The sequence below is a fragment of the Spirillospora sp. CA-142024 genome (genome assembly GCF_050942325.1).
Classification (GTDB): Bacteria; Actinomycetota; Actinomycetes; order Streptosporangiales; family Streptosporangiaceae; genus Spirillospora.
Genome location: NZ_CP192077.1, coordinates 6,841,004 through 6,859,637, shown reverse-complemented (window position 1 = coordinate 6,859,637; position 18,634 = coordinate 6,841,004). Strand labels below are relative to the sequence as shown.

The following is an 18,634-nucleotide window of genomic DNA, read 5'->3' as shown; positions in this document are numbered from 1 at the left end:
TGATCAGGCGCCGAGGTACGCCAGCACGGCGAGGACGCGGCGGTTGTCGTCCCCGTCCGGCGGCAGCCCGAGCTTGCCGAAGATGCTGTTGGTGTGCTTGCTGATCGCCTTCTCTGTGACGAACAGCTTGCCGGCGATCGCGGCGTTCGACCGTCCCTCCGCCATCAGCCCGAGCACCTCGCGCTCGCGAGGGGTCAGCTGCTGCAGCGGCTCCTCGCGGGCGTGCCGGGTGAGCAGCTGGGACACGACGTCCGGGTCGAGGGCGGTGCCGCCGCCGGCGACCCGGCGCACCGCCTCCACGAAGACCTTGACGTCCGACACCCGGTCCTTCAGCAGGTAGCCGATGCCGCCCGTGCTGTCGGACAGCAGCTCCCGCGCGTACAGCTGCTCCACGTGCTGGGAGAGCACCAGCACAGGCAGCCCCGGGATCTGCTTGCGGGCCTCCAGCGCCGCCCTAAGCCCCTCGTCGGTGAACGTCGGCGGGAGCCGGACGTCCACCACCGCGACGTCGGGGCGATGCGCCGTCAGCGCCCGCAGCAGCGACGGCCCGTTGTCCACCGCCTCGACGACCTCGAAGTCGAACGCGCCGAGCAGGCGGATCAGCCCGTCTCGGAGGAGGGCGAGATCTTCGGCGATGACAACGCGCACGGCAGCTCCATGGTGACGACGGTCGGCCCGCCCGGGGGGCTCGTCACCGCCATCGTCCCATCGAACGCCGCGAGCCTGCGCTCGATCCCGCGCATGCCGCTCCCGTCCGCGGGGTCGGCGCCGCCCGTCCCGTCATCACCGATGATCATGAGCAGCCGGTCCCCGGTGTGCTCGATCTGGATCCAGGCCCGCCGCGCGGCCGAGTGCTTGACCACGTTGGCGAGCATCTCCGCGACCGCGAAGTACGCCGCCGACTCCACCGGCGCCTCGGCTCGTCCGGGCATGTCGATCCGGACGTCCACGGGCAGGGGCAGGGTCAGCGCCAGGGCGCGCACGGCCCCGTCCAGTCCGCGCTCGGCCAGCACCGGCGGATGGATGCCACGGACCAGGTCGCGCAACTCCGTCAGTGCCGTCCCGCTGGCCTCGCGGGCCTCGGCCAGAAGCTTCTGCGCGGTCTCGGGGTCGTGCTTCATCATCTCCTCGGCGAGACCGATGTTCATGCTCAGCGCGACCAGCCGGGCCTGGGCGCCGTCGTGCAGGTCCCGCTCGATGCGGCGCAGTTCGGCGGCCGAGGCGTCCACGGTCTCCGACCTGGTCTCGGTGAGCTGCCGGACGCGCTCGGCCAGCGCACCCCGCGTCGGCGCCAGCAGCGACTGGCCGAACAGGGCGTGCGCCTTCAGGAACATCGGCCCGAGCCGGACGGCCGCGACGGTCAGCGCCGCTCCCAGCACGACCGATCCGACGATGCCGAAGACTCCGTAGTCGTCCAGCGTCCAGAACGGGCCCCACCCGTAGTCGGTGATCTGCGCCACCCACGGTGCGACGAAGACGCCCTCCAGCCCGTAGACGGCCAGGCCGCTCGCGAGAACGCCGAGGACGAGCGCGATCGGGACGTTCAGCAGCGTCCACAGGAGGTCGCGCCAGGAGGCCGGATCGGTGAGCATCCAGCGCAGCCGCCCGAAAGGCCCGACTCCGGCCGGTTCTGGCCGATACGGGATGGGAATCCTCACCCCCGACCACTCGGCCGCCCAGACGCGCTGCTGGTTGGCGATCGTCCGGATCGCCTGGAACACGACCGGCACGAGCACGACCCCCGCACCCAGCGGGATGAAGGCGATCGACAGCACGGCCAGGATGAACAGCGGCAGGTTCACCGTGTACGCGAGGACGATCTGGACGATGCCGCGGAGGATGCCGGTGAGAAAGCGGCGCCCGTGACCGCGGATTAGCTCGCTCACCTGTTCCTCCAAGCAATCGCCGTGCCGGGTTGGCTCACACCATTGTGTTGGGTCGCGCGCCCGGGCTCGGTGGTGCTAGACCCCCTCTTCGGCCGCGGAGCCGGTGGGGTTAGGCCTACCGTCGATCGAGCGGCGACAAGACAACCGGCCCCGTTCCCTGGACAATGCACAGGCGACACTCAGGGGAGAAAGCGAATTCAAGCTGTGACAGCGACCATCAGCCAGACGTCCGACGGCCAGGGGGCCCAGCCCGCCATCCGGCCCATCACCGAGCGCATAGCCGGAGAGATCGGCGTCCGCGAGGGACAGGTGCGGGTCGCGGTGGACCTGCTCGACGGCGGGGCGACCGTCCCGTTCATCGCCCGGTACCGCAAGGAGGCGACCGGAACGCTCGACGACGCGCAGCTCCGCGCTCTGGAGGAGCGGCTGCGCTACCTGCGCGAGCTGGACGAGCGCCGGGACGCGATCCTGGAGTCGGTGGAGTCGCAGGGCAAGCTCACCGACGAGCTGCGGGCCCGGATCATGACGGCCGACTCCAAGGCGCGGCTGGAGGACATCTACCTGCCGTACAAGCCGAAGCGGCGCACCAAGGCGCAGATCGCCCGCGAGGCCGGCCTCGAACCGCTCGCCGAGCTGCTGCTGGACGACCCGTCCCGCGACCCGCGGGCCGAGGCCGCCGCCCACGTGGACGCCGAGAAGGGCGTCGCGGACGAGACCGCCGCGCTCGAAGGCGCCCGGGCCATCCTCGTCGAGCGCTTCGCGGAGGACGCCGACCTCATCGGCGCGCTGCGCGAGCGCATGTGGAACCAGGGCCGGATGGTCTCGCGCGTCAAGGACGGCAAGCAGGAGCAGGGCGCCAAGTTCTCCGACTACTTCGAGTTCTCCGAGCCGTTCGCGAAGCTGCCCTCGCACCGCGTCCTCGCGCTGTTCAGGGGAGAGAAGGAAGAGGTCCTCGACCTCGACCTGGAGCCCGAGGAAGCCGATGACGACAGCGCCGCGCGCAGCTCCTACGAGGTGGAGATCGCCCGCCGGTTCGAGATCGCCGACCAGGGCCGTCCGGCGGACAAGTGGCTGTCGGACGCCGTCCGCTGGGCCTGGCGCACCCGGATCCTCGTCCACCTCGGCATCGACATGCGCACCCGGCTGCGGCAGGAGGCCGAGGACGAGGCGGTCCGCGTGTTCGCCGCCAACCTGCGCGACCTGCTGCTCGCCGCGCCCGCCGGCACCCGCAGCACCATGGGCCTGGACCCGGGGCTGCGCACCGGCGTGAAGGTCGCCGTCGTTGACGCCACCGGCAAGGTCGTCGCCACCGACACGATCTACCCCCACGAGCCCCGCCGGAAGTGGGACGAGTCCATCGAGACGCTCGCGAAGCTGGCCCGCGAGCACAAGGTCGACCTCGTCTCCATCGGGAACGGCACCGCCTCCCGCGAGACCGACAAGCTCGCCGCCGACCTGATCGCCCGGCACCCCGACCTGAAGCTCACCAAGATCATGGTGTCGGAGGCGGGCGCGTCGGTGTACTCGGCGTCGGAGTACGCGGGCCGCGAACTGCCCGGCATGGACGTGTCGCTGCGGGGCGCCGTCTCCATCGCCCGCCGCCTCCAGGACCCGCTCGCCGAGCTGGTCAAGATCGACCCCAAGTCGATCGGCGTCGGCCAGTACCAGCACGACGTCTCCGAGGTGAAGCTGTCCCGCTCCCTCGACGCCGTCGTCGAGGACTGCGTGAACGCGGTCGGCGTCGACGTCAACACCGCGTCCGCGCCGCTGCTCACCCGCGTGTCCGGCATCGGCGAGGGGCTCGCGGAGAACATCGTCGCCCACCGCGACGCCAACGGCCCGTTCCGCAGCCGCGCCGGGCTGAAGGGCGTCCCGCGGCTCGGCCCGAAGGCGTTCGAGCAGTGCGCGGGCTTCCTGCGCATCCCCGGCGGGGACGACCCGCTCGACGCGTCCAGCGTGCACCCGGAGACCTACCCGGTCGTCCGCCGGATCCTCGACACGGCGGGCAACGACCTCAAGGGGCTCATCGGCAACACCGCCGTCCTGCGCTCCCTGAAGCCGGCCGAGTTCGTCGACGACACGTTCGGGCTGCCGACCGTCACAGACATCCTCGCCGAGCTGGAGAAGCCCGGCCGTGACCCGCGGCCCGCGTTCAAGACGGCCACGTTCAAGGAGGGCGTCGACAAGCTCTCCGACCTCGACCCCGGCATGATCCTGGAAGGCGTCGTCACCAACGTCGCCGCGTTCGGGGCGTTCGTGGACGTCGGCGTCCATCAGGACGGGCTCGTCCACATCTCCGCGATGTCCGACAAGTTCGTCGCCGACCCGCGGGAGGTCGTGAAGCCCGGCGACATCGTCCGGGTCAAGGTGCTCGACGTCGACCTGCAGCGCAAGCGGATCTCGCTCACCCTGCGCCTGGACGACGAACCGGGCCGCGACCAGCAGGGCGGCGGACGGCGAGGCGAACAGCGCGAACAGCGCGAGCAGCGGGACCGGGGCGGACGCCCGGACCGCGGCGGCCAGAACCAGGGCGATGGCCGGAACCGGCGCGATGGCCAGAACCGGCGCAACCAGAACCAGCGCGGCGGGCAGCGCCGCGGCGGCCAGGGCGGCGGCGGCCAGGGCGGCGGCGGTCAGGGCGGCGGCTTCTCGGGCGGCGGCGCCATGGCCGACGCGCTGCGCCGCGCGGGCCTGGACAAGGGCCTCCCCGGCAAGGACCGCAAGGGCCGCTGACCTGCAACGCGGGGGCGACCCCGCACAGCCTTTCAGCCGTCGCCGAAGCCGCGCCACCGTCCGTCGGAGCCCGTCTCGGTCGGGCTCTGCGGACGGACGGGCCGGCGCGGCTGCGGATCGGGGCGGCTGTACCTGCCCCGGCCCAGCGGCTCCTGCACGTGCGACTCCTGCATGTGCGGGGACCGCGGCTGCGGCACCTGGGGCGCGTGCGGGATCTGCGGCCCGCCGAGCACGGGCCCGCCGACCGGAGGGCCGCCGAAAGGATCCGCCGTGGCGGACGGGTCCTCGGCGCGGGACGCCTCGTCCGGCTCCTCGGGAATCGGACGGTGCCGGGGGAACTGGAGGACGGCGACCGCGCCCAGTGCCAGCGCGCCCAGCCGCATCGCGGAGTGCGGCGCGTCCTGCGGCCACGGCTCCCCGTACATGAACGTGCCCATGGTCAGCAGGTACGTCTTGGCGCTCACGGTCATCACGGTCGCCACGATCGAGACCCGGCAGCGCTGGAACGCCATGACCATGATCCCGAACCCGATGGCCGCCGCCAGCACCGTCAGATACGGCCACGGCGTCGCCGCGATGCGCAGGCCGGTGGCGTGCGGGTCGTCGCTCCAGCCCTTGATCGCCAGTTCGGCGGTGCCGACCGGGAAGCCGGAGCTCAGCCCGTAGGCGATCCCGGTGACCGGGCGCGCGTGCCGGCCGTCCGGCCGGTGGTCGCCGAGGACCAGGATCAGCATCGGCACGACGACCGCCGGGGCGACCACCGCCGCGATCTTCCACAGCGGGGCGTCCGCCGAGCTGATCGGCTCGTCCCCGCCGAGCGACCCGGTCAGCAGCAGGATCGCCGCGCCGATCAGCACCAGGCTCAGCCACTCGCGGGCGGTCAGCCGCTCGCCGAAGAACGCGAGCGCGATCAGCAGCAGCGGGACGATGCCGGACATGAAGATAGGCACGGCGGTGGACAGCGGCAGGTTCCGCAGTGCGATGATCTGCAGCGTGAGCCCGCCCAGCACGACGGCGAGCGCGATCAGGAAGATCCAGTCGCGCACGATCGACCAGACCATGTGCGGGATGCGGTTGCCCCGCAGCGCGGGCATCCGGTCCGCCGCCAGCTTGAACACGGCGAACCCGAGGTAGTAGAGGCCCGTCGCGCCGAAGGCCGCGGCTATCCCGTTCATCCCGGACGAGTATGGGGGTTCGGGTGCTTTATGTCACTGCCCGTGGGGTGCCGTTGACGCGGATTCCTGGTATTGCGGCCGTCCTATGTCCGCAGCCGGCGCCGTGACCCCATAGACTTGGCCGCGCGAAGGCGCGGAGCCGTATTTCGGCGTGCCCGCGCCGCTGAGAGACTGACCGGCCGACAATCACGGCGAGCCCGCCGCGTGAGGCCGAGGGCTCGCAGGCAGAAGAGGAAGAGAACGCGTCGAACGCCGCGGCCGAGACAGCGCCCGATCAAGGAGACCGACCCCAGTGAAGACCGATGTCGAGGAGCTGACCCCCACGAGGGTCAAGCTCACCGTCGAGGTTCCGTTCGACGAGCTCAAGCCGAACCTCGACAAGGCGTACAAGGAGATCTCGCAGCAGGTGCGGATCAAGGGCTTCCGGCCCGGCAAGGTCCCCGCCCCGCTGATCGACAAGTACGTCGGCCGGGGTGCGGTCCTGCAGGAGGCGGTCAACGACGCGCTTCCCGAGCTGTACGGCCGCGCCGTCGAGGAGTCCGAGATCTTCGTGCTCGGGCAGCCCGACGTCGAGGTGACCGAGCTGGAGGACGGCACCCAGTTCGCGTTCACCGCCGAGGTCGACATCCGGCCCAAGTTCGAGGTCCCCGACTACGACGGCCTCGAGGTCGTGGTGGACGACGCCGAGGTCACCGACGAGCAGATCGAGGAGACCATCGGCAACCTGCGCGAGCGGTTCGCCTCGCTCACCAGCGCCGAGCGCGCCGTCGAGGAGGGCGACTTCGCCACCATCGACATGGTCGCCAGGATCGACGGCGAGGAGGTCGAGGACGCCTCCACGTCCGGCTACTCCTACGAGGTCGGCAGCAAGTCCGCCGTCGAGGGCCTGGACGACGCGGTCGTCGGCCTCGCCGCCGGCGAGGACACGACGTTCACCGGCACCCTGCCCGGCGGCGAGCACGCCGGCGAGGAGGCCGAGATCACCGTCACCGTGCAGAGCGTCAAGGTCAAGAACCTGCCCGACCTGGACGACGAGTTCGCCCAGCTCGCGAGCGAGTTCGACACGATCGACGAGCTGCGCGAGGACGTCCGGACGCGGCTCGGCCGCCAGGTCAGGTTGCAGCAGCTGTCCGACGCGCGCGACAAGGCCCTTGAGGCGCTGCTGGAGAAGGTCGACATTCCGCTCCCCGACAAGGTCGTGGAGGAGGAGGTCGACCGCCGCAACCAGCAGCTGGAGCAGCAGCTGCAGATGGCGGGCATGACCAAGGAGGACTACCTCAAGGACGAGGAGAAGACCGCCGAGGAGTTCGACACCGAGGTCGCCGACGCGGCCCGGCTCGCGGTCAAGGGCGGGTTCGTGCTCGACCAGCTCGCCGTCCAGGAGGAGCTGAACGTCGAGAACGAGGAGCTCAGCGAGTACGTCGTCTCGCAGGCGATGCAGATGGGCGTGCAGCCGCAGCAGCTCGCCGAGTACCTCACCCAGAACAACCAGCTGCCGGCGATCGTCTCGGAGGTGCTGCGCAGCAAGGCGCTGAACCTCGTCGTCGAGCACGTCACGGTCAAGGACGAGTCGGGCAACGAGATCGACGTCGAGGCCGTCCAGCGCGAGCTGAACGGCGAGACCGCCGAGGCGGAGGAGGCCGGGGACGCCGGCGCCGCCGAGGAGACCCCCGCGGAGACGGCTGAGGCCGACGCTGCGGAGGCCCCGGCCGCCGAGGCTGCGGACGAGTCGGACGAGCAGGACACGAAGGACAAGGACGTCTAGGACGTTCTCCACGTCTGAGGCGTCTCGGACACGCCCCGCATCCGTATCACGGGTGCGGGGCGTGTCGCGTGAGCGGTGCGGAACGAGGTCTCCCCGGGTGCCGGGGAGGGGAGGATCGTCCGGAAAGCGGGAGTCGCCGGGGCGGGCTCGGGTACGCCCCTGGCGAAAAGCCGGGCCCCCGGGCTTAAGCGGGCCCGAGAGCGCGTTAATGTCCAATCATCCGAACCGATTAAAAGGACCGGAGGAACACCCGGTGAGCATGCCTCCGACTTTCGACGAGTCGTCGCGGATCCAGGCGCGGGTCGCCGAGGCGCCCCTGTCGCCCCTGGGCGACCAGCTGTTCCAGCGGCTGCTGCGCGAGCGCATCGTCTTCCTCGGCCAGCAGGTCGACGACGACATCGCCAACCGCATCTGCGCCGAGCTCCTGCTGCTGTCGGCCGAGGACGGCCGCCGCGACATCACGCTCTACATCAACTCGCCAGGTGGCTCCGTCACCGCCGGCATGGCGATCTACGACATCATGAAGTACGTCCCGAACGACATCGTCACGGTCGGCATGGGCTTGGCCGCGTCGATGGGCCAGTTCCTGCTCTGCGCGGGCACCCAGGGCAAGCGGTACGCCCTGCCGCACGCGCGCATCATGATGCACCAGCCGTCCGGCGGCATCGGCGGCACGGCCTCCGACATCAAGATCCAGGCCGAGCAGATGCTGTACGTGAAGAAGACGCTCGCCGAGAAGATCGCCGAACACACCGGTCAGTCGCTCGACCAGATCGAGCGCGACTCCGACCGCGACCGCTGGTTCACCGCCGACGAGGCCAAGGACTACGGGTTGGTGGACCACGTGGTGCTCAGTGCCACCCAGGTGCCCTCCGAGGGCCCCGTCTCCTGACGACCTGAACTTCTATCGGAGGCCACAACCATGAGCGACCTGATCCGACCCGGCTTCAGCGATATGGTCCGGCCCGGCGTGCACGCGGGCGGATCCCCGAAGCCGGTCGACGACCGCTACATCATTCCGTCGTTCGTCGAGCGCACCACGTACGGGGTCAAGGAGATGAACCCGTACAACAAGCTGTTCGAGGAGCGCATCATCTTCCTCGGCGTGCAGATCGACGACGCGTCCGCCAACGACGTGATGGCCCAGCTGATCACGCTGGAGTCGATCGACCCCGACCGCGACATCAGCATCTACATCAACTCGCCCGGCGGCTCCTTCACCGCCATGACGGCGATCTACGACACGATGCAGTTCGTCAAGCCCGACATCCAGACGGTCTGCATCGGCCAGGCCGCGTCGGCCGCGGCGGTGCTGCTCGCGGCCGGGACGCCGGGCAAGCGGGCCGCGCTGCCCAACTCGCGGATCCTGATCCACCAGCCCGCGACCGAGGGCACCTACGGCCAGTCCAGCGACATCGAGATCCAGGCGCGCGAGATCATGCGGATCCGCGAGCTGCTGGAGACGATCCTCGCCGAGCACAGCGGCAGGAGCATCGACGAGGTCCGCCGCGACATCGAGCGTGACAAGATCCTCACGGCGGACGAGGCGAAGGACTACGGTCTCATCGACGACGTCTTCGCCAGCAGGAAGCGTAAGGCCGAGGTAGTGTCGTCCTGAGACGGCACGAGGACGAGGGGAGTCCCCCAGCCCGGTCGTCACACTTCCGGGCGAGGGGCTTTCCAAGTCCACTGGAGGCGGTAACGTCGAATCCAACGTCGTAAGCCTTCGGGACGCAATCCAGCTGCGCCGCATCCTCCAAGGCGGGCGGCCCCACGAAAAGGAGACGGTTGGGTGGCACGCATCGGCGACGGTGGTGACCTGCTCAAGTGCTCGTTCTGCGGTAAGAGCCAGAAGCAGGTCAAGAAGCTCATCGCGGGTCCGGGCGTGTACATCTGCGACGAGTGCATCGATCTCTGCAACGAGATCATCGAGGAGGAGCTCTCCGAGACCTCCGACCTCAAGTGGGACAACCTGCCCAAGCCGCGGGAGATCTACGAGTTCCTCGACTCCTACGTCATCGGGCAGGACACGGCGAAGAAGGCGCTGTCCGTCGCCGTGTACAACCACTACAAGCGGATCCAGTCGGGCGACACCGGCAGGGACGACCCGGTCGAGCTGGGCAAGTCCAACATCCTGCTGCTCGGCCCCACCGGATCCGGCAAGACGCTGCTCGCGCAGACGCTCGCCAAACTCCTCAACGTCCCGTTCGCCATCGCGGACGCCACGGCGCTGACGGAGGCCGGCTATGTCGGGGAGGACGTCGAGAACATCCTCCTCAAGCTGATCCAGGCGGCCGACTACGACGTCAAGAAGGCCGAGACCGGGATCATCTACATCGACGAGGTCGACAAGATCGCCCGGAAGAGCGAGAACCCGTCGATCACCCGGGACGTGTCGGGCGAGGGCGTCCAGCAGGCCCTGCTGAAGATCCTGGAGGGCACCACCGCGAGCGTCCCGCCGCAGGGCGGCCGCAAGCACCCGCACCAGGAGTTCATCCAGATCGACACCACGAACGTGCTGTTCATCTGCGGCGGCGCGTTCGCCGGCCTGGAGAAGATCGTCGAGTCCCGGGTCGGCAAGCAGGGCATGGGCTTCGGTGCGCAGATCCGCTCCAAGTCCGACTTCGAGGAGTCGTCCGCCGTGCTCGGCGACGTCATGCCGGAGGACCTGCTGAAGTTCGGGATGATCCCGGAGTTCATCGGCCGCCTCCCGGTCATCACGTCCGTGCACAACCTGGACCGCGAAGCCCTCATCAACATCCTCACCGAGCCGAAGAACGCGCTGGTCCGCCAGTACCACCGCCTCTTCGAACTCGACGGGGTCGACCTGGAGTTCACCGACGACGCCCTGGAGGCGATCGCCGACCAGGCCATCCTCCGCGGCACCGGCGCCCGCGGCCTCCGCGCGATCATGGAGGAGGTGCTCCTGTCGGTCATGTACGAGGTACCGAGCCGCCAGGACGTCGCCCGCGTCGTCATCACCCGCGAGGCCGTCCTGGAGCACGTCAACCCGACCCTCGTGCCCCGCGACCGCCCCAAGCGCGAACCCCGGGAGAAGTCGGCCTGAGTTCCATCGCGGACGCCCTCGACATCCCGTCGGGGGCGTTTCGCGTGCGGGCGGCTAGCGGGGGGAGGACTCGCCGAGGCCGGCTTCGCGGGCCAGGACGATCGCCTGGGCGCGGTCGGCGACGTGCAGCTTCATGAAGATGTTCGAGACGTGGTTGCGGACGGTCTTCTGGCTGAGGAAGAGCGTCCCGGCGATCTCGGCGTTGCTGCGGCCCTGTGCGATCAGTTCCAGGACCTCCCGCTCCCGCTCGGTGAGCTGCGGGAACGCGGCCTGCCGCGGGTCGGGCATGTCGGTGAAGTAGGTGAGCACGCGGCGCGCGATCTCCGGGCCGTAGATGGCCTCGCCGGCCGCGACCGCCCGGACGGCGCGGGCGATCTCCTCGGCCCCCGACTCCTTCAGCAGGTAGCCGCGGGCGCCGGCGCGCATCGCCGCGAAGACGGAGTCGTCGTCGCGGAACATCGTCAGCACCAGCACGCCGATGCGCGGGCTGGTGCGGGTGATCGTCCGGGTCGCCTCGATCCCGTTGCCGCCGGGCATGTGCAGGTCCATCACGACGACGTCCGGCTGCAGTTCGGCAGCCAGCCGAACGGCGTCCGGTCCGTTCTCGGCCTCGCCGACGACGTCCACCCCGAGTGCCTGCAGCAGCCCCTTCAGCCCCTGCCGGAAAACCGGGTGGTCGTCGGTGATGAGGACCCGGATGGTCTCCGTCATCTCCCCCCGCCTTCTCCGATCGAGGGACGATGATACCCGGCGGCGGTCTCCGCGGCGGCGAGCGGGAGGCGGACGGTGACGACCGTCCCGCCGCCGTTCCGGGACGTGATCGCGCAGCTCCCGCCCAGCTCCGCGGCCCACTCCTTCATGGCGGCGAGCCCGCGGCGCGGCTTCGGCTGCCCGCCGTTGCGGGCGGACTCCGGCATGCCCGGCCCGGTGTCGGCGACCATCAGGTGCAGGTCGGCGTCGCGGTTCAGCCGGACCGTCGTGGTGCTCTGCGGGGCGTGCAGCCGGACGTTCGTCAGCGCCTCCTGCGCGATCCGGTACGCGGCCACCTCCACCGCCGCGGGCAGTCCCGCCGGATCGCCGTCGAACCGGACGTCCACCCGCTCGCAGGAGCCCTCCGCGAACGACTCGATGGCCGCGACCAGGCCGAGGTCGTCCAGCGCGGGCGGGCGCAGCCCGTGCGCCAGGTCCCGGATCTCCCCGACGGCCGTCGCCAGCCGGTCCCGGACGTCCGCGAGGAGCGGGTCCGTCCGCTCCGGCTCGCGGGCGAGCGTGATGCGCGCCGCGTCCAGCGACATCGCGAGGCTCGCCAGCGTCGGTCCGAGCCCGTCGTGCAGGTCGTGCCGGAGCCGGCGGCGTTCCTCCTCCCGGCTGGCGAGGATCCGCTCCCTGGAGCGTTGCAGGTCGGAGGTGAGGCGGCGGAGGTGAGGGATGGTCGCGGCACGCGCCGCCACGGCCCCCGCGGTGAACGCGCCGGCCAGCACGGCGGCGCGTGCCAGTACCGCTCGCATCCCGTCCCTCTTCCTCTGTCCCGGCGCGGACCTACTACCCGGTCACCCTTTCCGGCGGGGCGACCCGATGTCAGGTGACCTGTGTCCCGACCGCCACGGGAAAACGCTCTCAGAACCGGTTCGGCGGGCACTTCACCCTCCCGGTCCCCGTAGAATCGTCAGCCGTGACACAGCCCAGCAATGAGCGCGGCCAGGGGGCCGCAGCGGACGTCGACCTGCCCACCCAGTACCGACCGGCCGACGTCGAGGGCCGGCTCTACGAGCGGTGGGTATCTGCGGGGCTGTTCACCGCCGACCCTGAGCGCGCCCCCGACCGTCCCGCGTTCTCGATCGTGATCCCGCCGCCGAACGTCACCGGCTCGCTGCACATGGGCCACGCCCTCGACCACTCCATCCAGGACACCCTCGTCCGGCGGCGCCGCATGCAGGGCCACGAGACCGCGTGGGTGCCCGGCATGGACCACGCCGGCATCGCCACGCAGAACGTGGTGGAGCGCGAGCTCGCCAAGGAGGGCCTGTCGCGGCACGACCTCGGCCGCGCCGACTTCGTCGAGCGGGTCTGGCAGTGGAAGGCCGAGTCCGGCGGCCGCATCCTCGGCCAGATGCGCCGCCTCGGCGACAGCGTCGACTGGACGCGCGAGGCGTTCACGATGGACGACGACCGCGCCCGCGCCGTCCGGACGATCTTCAAGCGGCTGTTCGACGACGGGCTGATCTACCGAGCCGAGCGCATCATCAACTGGTGCCCGCGCTGCCTGACGGCGCTGTCCGACATCGAGGTCGAGCACGAGGACGTCGACGGCGAGCTGATCTCGATCCGGTACGGCTCCGGCGCGGACGAGATCGTCGTCGCGACCACGCGGGCGGAGACGATGCTGGGCGACACCGCCGTGGCCGTCCACCCGGAGGACGAGCGTTACGCGCACATGGTCGGGCGTGAGATCGAACTTCCGCTGACCGGCCGCCGCATCCCGGTCGTCGCCGACGAGCACGTCGACCCGTCGTTCGGGACGGGCGCGGTCAAGGTGACCCCGGCGCACGACCCGAACGACTTCGAGATCGGACGGCGGCACTCGCTGCCGTCGCTGTCGGTCATGGACGAGCGCGGCGTCGTCACCGCGTCCGGCCCGTTCGAGGGCCTCGACCGGTTCGAGGCGCGCCCGGCGGTCGTCGCCGCGCTGCGCGAGCAGGGCCGGATCGTCAAGGAGGTCCGCCCCTACAAGCACTCGGTCGGGCACTGCCAGCGCTGCTCCACGGTCGTCGAGCCGCGGGTGTCGCTGCAGTGGTTCGTGAAGGTCGAGTCGCTGGCGCGGGCCGCCGGCGACGCCGTCCGCGACGGCCGCGTCAAGATCCACCCGCCGGAGATGGCGTCCCGCTACTTCGAGTGGGTCGACAACATGCACGACTGGTGCATCAGCCGGCAGCTGTGGTGGGGGCACCGCATCCCGGTCTGGTACGGGCCGGACGGCGAGGTCGTCTGCCCGGGCCCGGACGAGGAGCCGCCCGCCGGCTGGACGCAGGACTCCGACGTCCTCGACACGTGGTTCTCCTCGGCGCTGTGGCCGTTCTCCACCCTCGGCTGGCCGGACGAGACGCCCGACCTGAAGCGGTTCTACCCGACGTCCGTCCTGGTCACCGGCTACGACATCCTGTTCTTCTGGGTCGCCCGGATGATGATGTTCGGGCTGTACGCGATGGACGGCGTCCAGCCGTTCGACACCATCGCCCTGCACGGGATGGTCCGCGACCAGTACGGCAAGAAGATGTCCAAGTCGTTCGGGAACGTCATCGACCCGCTCGACTGGATCGACCGCTACGGCGCCGACGCGACCCGCTTCACGCTGCTGCGCGGCGCGAACCCCGGCGGCGACGTCCCGGTGGCCGAGGACTGGGCGCAGGGGTCGCGCAACTTCTGCAACAAACTGTGGAACGCGACCCGGTTCGCGCTCATCAACGGCGCGCACACGCGCGGAGACCTGCCCGGCGCGGTCTCGACGGTCGACGCCTGGATCCTGTCCCGCCTGCAGAAGGTGATCGCGGAGGTCGACGCGCACCTGGAGGCGTTCGACTTCGCGAAGGCGTGCGAGGCGCTCTACCACTTCGCGTGGGACGAGGTCTGCGACTGGTACGTCGAGCTCGCCAAGGTGCAGCTCGCCGACGAGCGGGCGGAGGCGACGCGGCGGGTCCTCGGCGAGGTGTTCGACAAGCTGCTGCGGCTGCTGCACCCGGTCGTCCCGTTCGTCACCGAGGAGCTGTGGACCTCCCTCACCGGCGAGCGGACGGTCGTCACCGCGCCCTGGCCGGTCGTGGACGAGGCACGGGAGAACGGCGGCGCCGAGGAACTCGTCGGCTCGCTCCAGCGGATGGTGACCGAGGTGCGGCGGTTCCGGGCCGACCAGGGCCTCAAGCCGGGCCAGCGGGTCGCCGCGCGGGTCGAGTGGAACGGCTCGCCGCTGCAGGCCCACGAGGACGGCATCCGCGCGCTGCTGCGTCTCACCGACCCGGCGGACGGCTTCACCTCGACGGCGTCCCTTCCGGTCGAGGACGTGAAGGTGCACCTCGACACCGCCGGAGTGATCGACGTCGCCGCCGAGCGCAAGCGGCTGGAGAAGGACCTGGCCGCCGCCCGCAAGGAGGCCGACCAGGCACGGCGCAAGCTCGGCAACGAGGCGTTCATGGCGAAGGCGCCCGAGGCGGTCGTCGCCAAGAACCGTGACCGTCTCGCGCAGGCGGAGGCCGACATCGTCAGGCTGGAGGCGCAGCTGGCCGCGCTCCCGGACGACCGGTCCTGACACCGGCGCTGACAGGGCGATCCTACGGCGCGGCCGGGCCCGTCGCGGTTACCATCCGGTTGGGCCCGCGGGCTTTTGACGGTAATGAACCATCGGGAGTGCAATGGCCGAATCACCAAGCCGGTCCGGTCCCGCGTCCGGGGATGACGGGGACGCGGGGCAGGTCATCGAGGACGATGCCGTATCGGAGGCCGCCGGTCCGGAGCCCTTCGGCGGTGCGCGGCCATGGTGGTCGGTCGACTCCGGCGGCGGGACGGGCCCGCACGTGCTCGTGAACGGCACCGGCCCGCAGGTCCTTCCCGCGCCGCGGGACGGCTCGGGCCCGCAGGTCATGCCCGGCCCGGTCAACGGGTCGGGGGCGCATCCGATCGTGGGCGGCACCGGCCCGCACGGCGCCCTGCCGGGCGGCGCGGGCCCGCTGCCGACGGTCCCCGGCGGTCCGCCCACGCCCGGCAAGCGCGCGCCGAGGCTGCTGCTGGTCGCGGGCGTCGCCGTGGTCGCGGCGGTGGTGCTGATGGCGGGCGTGCTGGCGTTCGGGACCGGCGGCGGTGCGCTGGAGGACGGCCGCACGACGGCCGACTCCGCGTCCAAGAAGGTGATCGACGCGGGCCAGGAGGCCGGCGGCCTGCGCAAGGACGGCCTGACCGCACCGCAGGCGAGCGCGGCGTACCCGTTCATCGCGGGCTCGATCGAGGCGGGCGGCGTTCCGGTCGCCAAGCACGGCCTCGCCGTGTACACCGAGGAGCCGGTGGGCAAGGTCAACGTCCTGTTCATGGGCGGGACGGGCGCGATCGGCAAGCCCGCCGACTTCCTGCAGAAGGCGCAGCCCACCACGTTCATCGCGGGGCAGGACGCGGACCCGGGCGGCAAGGGCGGCAAGGCCGTCTGCGGCACGTTCGCCGTCCTCGCGGAGACCCACACGTACTGCGCGTGGGCGACCAAGGACTCGTTCGGCATCGTCGCGTCCAACCGGGCCACGGTGAACCCGCAGTTCGAGCTGATGGCCGACGTGATGCGCCGGATCAGGAACGGTGTCGAGAGGCCGAAGTGACGTAGAGGCGTTCGGTGTCGGCGCCCACCACGTCGAGGACGAGCCCGGTGAAGTAGACGGTGCCGAGGACGACGACGCGATGCCCGAGCGTCGCGAGCGATTCGGGCGTGATGGCGGCGGAGTCGACGACGTCCCAGCCGGGCGGCAGCGCGTGGGTGAAGCGAAGGTGCGGCAGGGGCAGCCGGACGAACGTCACGGGCAGCGCCTCCAGTTCGGTGACGGCCCCCTCCAGGTCCTTGTGGTCGGGCAGGCAGACGACGACATGGTCGATCGTCCCCCAGGTCTCCCGCGCGGCGGTGAGGGCGGCCGCGACGCCGGTCCGGTCGATCGCCGAGTCGATGAGCAGCCTCGTCGCCGACCCGGGGACGTCGTGCAAGGACAGGCGCCCGGGCAGCGCGATCGAGGACAGCACGTCCCGCACCGCCCCGGGCGCGGGTTCGGTCACGCCTGGGAGACGGCGGGCGGCGGCCACGCCGAGTTCTGCGCCGGCGCGGCCCAGCCCGGCGGGCAGCAGATCCGGGGGGAGCCCGCTCCCACCGGACCCGACGAACTCCACGTCGCCGAGCACCGCGGTGACCTCGGCCGACTGCGGCGCAGACAGGACGTGCGCGGCCGGACCGGCCACGCCGAGCTTCTCCTCGGCGATCTCCGCCGCCGTGTCGCCGAGGACCCCGGCGTGCTCGCGGAAGACGGGCGTGATCGCGGCGACGTCCGGCGGGAAGAGGGCGGCCTCGTCCGACCGCCCGCCCATCCCGGCCTCCAGGACGATCGCCTCCGCGTTCACCCGCCCCGCGTGCAGGACGCCCGCGATGGTGAAGAGCCCCGATGGGGACAGGTAACCGTTCGAGGGCGGCGGAAGCGCGGCCATGGCCTCGTCGAGCACACCGGCGAGAAGGGCGAACTCCTCGCCGGAAACGGCGCGGCCGCCGACCCTGATCCGATCGCGGTGGCTGCGCAGACCCGGACTTGTGACGGTGCACACACGAAGGCCGGCCGCCCCGAGGAAGGCCGACGCGTAGATCGCCGTCGTGCCCTTTCCCTTCGAACCCACGACGGTCAGGACGGGGACGTCCGGCGCAAGGAGGCCGAGCGCGCTCGCGAGGGCACGGGCGCGTCCGACGTCGCGGGTCTCGCCCGGTGCGCGCCGCTCCCACTCGCGGAAGAACACGTCCATGTCTCCAGTGTGGGCCCGGACGGGGACACGGGCACCGCCGAGTAGGCTCTGTGACCGTGAGTCAGGTAACCGAGCCGTCCGACTACAGGGCCGCCGTCGGCGCGATCATGGGACGCGGCGTCGAGTGGGAGATCGACCCGACCCTCGACCGGATCGCCGATCTGGTCGACGTCCTGGGCGAACCGCACCGCGCGTACCCGGTGATCCACATCGCCGGCACGAACGGCAAGTCCAGCACCGCCCGGCTCGTCGAGTCGCTGCTGCGCGAACGCGGCCTGCGCACCGGGCTCTACACCAGCCCCGAGATGACCACGCTGCGGGAGCGCATCGCGATCGACGGGGAGCCGATCGGCGAGGAGCGGTTCGTCGAGACGTTCAACGACGTCCTGCCCTACCTCCAGCTGATCGACGGCAAGCACCCGGTGCCGCTGTCGTTCTTCGAGGTCCTCACGGCCATGGCGTTCGCGGCGTTCGCGGACGCACCGGTCGACGTGGCGGTGGTCGAGACCGGCATGGGCGGCGTGTGGGACGCCACGAACGTCGCGGACGGCGCCGTCGCGGTGATCACCCCGATCGGCCTGGACCACACCCGCTACCTGGGCGACACGCTGGAGCTGATCGCCGGGGAGAAGGCGGGGATCATCAAGCCGGGCTCGGTCGCGGTGCTGGCCCAGCAGCCGGTCGAGGCGGCCGAGGTGCTGCTGCGGCGGGTCGCCGAGACCGGGGCGGCGGTGGCGCGCGAGGGCATCGAGTACGGCGTGCTCAGCCGGGACGTCGCCGTCGGCGGCCAGCAGCTTCGCCTGCAGGGCCTGCACGGCGTCTACGACGAGATCTTCCTGCCGCTGTTCGGCGAGCACCAGGCGAGCAACGCGGCGACGGCGCTCGCCGCCGTGGAGGCGTTCGCCAGCGGGGCCCCGACCAGGGGCGAGCCCAATCTGGAGGCCGCGACCCGGATCGCGCCCGGCGAGACCTACATCGGCGGCGGCGAGGGGCAGCTCGATCCCGCGCTCGTCCGCAGCGGCCTCGCCAAGTCCGCCTCGCCGGGACGGCTGGAGGTCGCGCGGACGGGCCCGACCGTCCTGCTGGACTCGGCGCACAACCCCGCCGGGATGGCCGCCACCGTCGCCACGGTCACCGAGTCGTTCGGCTTCACCCGGCTCGCCGGGGTGCTCGCCATCGCCGCGGACAAGGACGTCGCCGGGGTCCTCGACCAGCTCGAACCCGTGCTGGCGGAGCTGGTGGTGACGCGGAACTCCTCGCCGCGCTCGATGCCGCCCGAGGAGCTCGCCGAGCTCGCCGAGAGCATCTTCGGACCCGAGCGCGTCCATGTCGTGCCGCGGCTGGACGACGCCATCGACCGGGCCATCGGCCTCGCCGAGGAGACCGGCGAGTACCGGGGCGCCGGCGTCCTGATCACCGGTTCGGTGGTCACGGCGGGCGAGGCCCGCACCCTCCTGCGCGTTGAGGAAGGCCGGTGACGAGC

The 18,634-nt window shown here is 71.2% G+C and carries 14 protein-coding genes; 8 read left to right on the top strand and 6 right to left on the bottom strand.

Going from position 1 to position 18,634, the window contains the following annotated elements; all coding sequences use genetic code 11:
* Window positions 1-3: 3 nt before the first annotated feature.
* Together ACQPZP_RS32430 and ACQPZP_RS32425 are read right to left on the bottom strand one after the other, a co-directional pair.
* Entirely contained in the window at window positions 4-648 is a 645-nt protein-coding gene (locus ACQPZP_RS32430; protein ID WP_433463164.1) for a LuxR C-terminal-related transcriptional regulator, read from the bottom strand.
* Window positions 600-1,886: a sensor histidine kinase gene (locus ACQPZP_RS32425; protein ID WP_433473500.1), complete on the bottom strand. Its 1,287-nt coding sequence runs from the start codon at window positions 1,884-1,886 to the stop codon at window positions 600-602. Before ACQPZP_RS32425 ends, ACQPZP_RS32430 begins: the two co-directional genes overlap by 49 nt.
* Window positions 1,887-2,090: 204 nt before the next feature.
* Here ACQPZP_RS32425 and ACQPZP_RS32420 point away from each other — a divergent pair, with 204 nt between their 5' ends.
* A complete protein-coding gene (locus tag ACQPZP_RS32420; protein ID WP_433473499.1) occupies window positions 2,091-4,619 on the top strand; it encodes a Tex family protein in 2,529 nt (842 codons plus the stop codon).
* Window positions 4,620-4,651: 32 nt separating this feature from the next.
* On the opposite strand, the gene ACQPZP_RS32415 is transcribed toward ACQPZP_RS32420, so the two are convergent.
* Complete coding sequence (locus tag ACQPZP_RS32415; protein ID WP_433473498.1) at window positions 4,652-5,794, bottom strand: DMT family transporter; 1,143 nt, start codon at window positions 5,792-5,794, stop codon at window positions 4,652-4,654.
* Window positions 5,795-6,086: 292 nt separating this feature from the next.
* Here ACQPZP_RS32415 and tig point away from each other — a divergent pair, with 292 nt between their 5' ends.
* The 4 genes from tig (at window position 6,087) to clpX (ending at window position 10,626) form a co-directional block, all read left to right on the top strand.
* Window positions 6,087-7,559 carry a trigger factor gene (gene tig, locus ACQPZP_RS32410; RefSeq protein ID WP_433473497.1) on the top strand — a complete coding sequence of 491 codons (1,473 nt, stop codon included), beginning with the start codon at window positions 6,087-6,089 and terminating at the stop codon, window positions 7,557-7,559.
* A 259-nt stretch (window positions 7,560-7,818) separates the two neighbouring features.
* Window positions 7,819-8,451, top strand: coding sequence for a ClpP family protease (locus tag ACQPZP_RS32405; protein ID WP_433479712.1), 633 nt, complete (start codon window positions 7,819-7,821; stop codon window positions 8,449-8,451).
* A 63-nt stretch (window positions 8,452-8,514) separates the two neighbouring features.
* Window positions 8,515-9,177: an ATP-dependent Clp protease proteolytic subunit gene (locus ACQPZP_RS32400; RefSeq protein ID WP_433470093.1), complete on the top strand. Its 663-nt coding sequence runs from the start codon at window positions 8,515-8,517 to the stop codon at window positions 9,175-9,177.
* A gap of 174 nt (window positions 9,178-9,351) precedes the next feature.
* Complete coding sequence (clpX, locus tag ACQPZP_RS32395; RefSeq protein ID WP_433463159.1) at window positions 9,352-10,626, top strand: ATP-dependent Clp protease ATP-binding subunit ClpX; 1,275 nt, start codon at window positions 9,352-9,354, stop codon at window positions 10,624-10,626.
* Between the two features lie 54 nt (window positions 10,627-10,680).
* On the opposite strand, the gene ACQPZP_RS32390 is transcribed toward clpX, so the two are convergent.
* Together ACQPZP_RS32390 and ACQPZP_RS32385 are read right to left on the bottom strand one after the other, a co-directional pair.
* A complete protein-coding gene (locus ACQPZP_RS32390; protein ID WP_433463157.1) occupies window positions 10,681-11,337 on the bottom strand; it encodes a response regulator transcription factor in 657 nt (218 codons plus the stop codon).
* Window positions 11,334-12,134 carry a sensor histidine kinase gene (locus ACQPZP_RS32385; RefSeq protein ID WP_433473496.1) on the bottom strand — a complete coding sequence of 267 codons (801 nt, stop codon included), beginning with the start codon at window positions 12,132-12,134 and terminating at the stop codon, window positions 11,334-11,336. The genes ACQPZP_RS32390 and ACQPZP_RS32385 overlap by 4 nt, the downstream gene beginning before the upstream one ends.
* Before the next feature lie 164 nt (window positions 12,135-12,298).
* Between ACQPZP_RS32385 and ACQPZP_RS32380 the strand changes: the two genes are divergently transcribed.
* Both ACQPZP_RS32380 and ACQPZP_RS32375 read left to right on the top strand, forming a co-directional pair.
* Window positions 12,299-14,926 carry a valine--tRNA ligase gene (locus ACQPZP_RS32380; RefSeq protein WP_433473495.1) on the top strand — a complete coding sequence of 876 codons (2,628 nt, stop codon included), beginning with the start codon at window positions 12,299-12,301 and terminating at the stop codon, window positions 14,924-14,926.
* A 103-nt stretch (window positions 14,927-15,029) separates the two neighbouring features.
* Window positions 15,030-15,977, top strand: coding sequence for a hypothetical protein (locus ACQPZP_RS32375; protein WP_433473494.1), 948 nt, complete (start codon window positions 15,030-15,032; stop codon window positions 15,975-15,977).
* Here ACQPZP_RS32375 and ACQPZP_RS32370 read toward each other — a convergent pair.
* Window positions 15,949-17,151, bottom strand: a complete 1,203-nt coding sequence (locus tag ACQPZP_RS32370; protein ID WP_433473493.1) for a hypothetical protein — start codon at window positions 17,149-17,151, stop codon at window positions 15,949-15,951. The genes ACQPZP_RS32375 and ACQPZP_RS32370 overlap by 29 nt on opposite strands.
* 107 nt (window positions 17,152-17,258) lie before the next feature.
* Here ACQPZP_RS32370 and ACQPZP_RS32365 point away from each other — a divergent pair, with 107 nt between their 5' ends.
* Entirely contained in the window at window positions 17,259-18,629 is a 1,371-nt protein-coding gene (locus tag ACQPZP_RS32365) for a bifunctional folylpolyglutamate synthase/dihydrofolate synthase (protein ID WP_433479711.1), read from the top strand.
* Window positions 18,630-18,634: the final 5 nt, after the last annotated feature.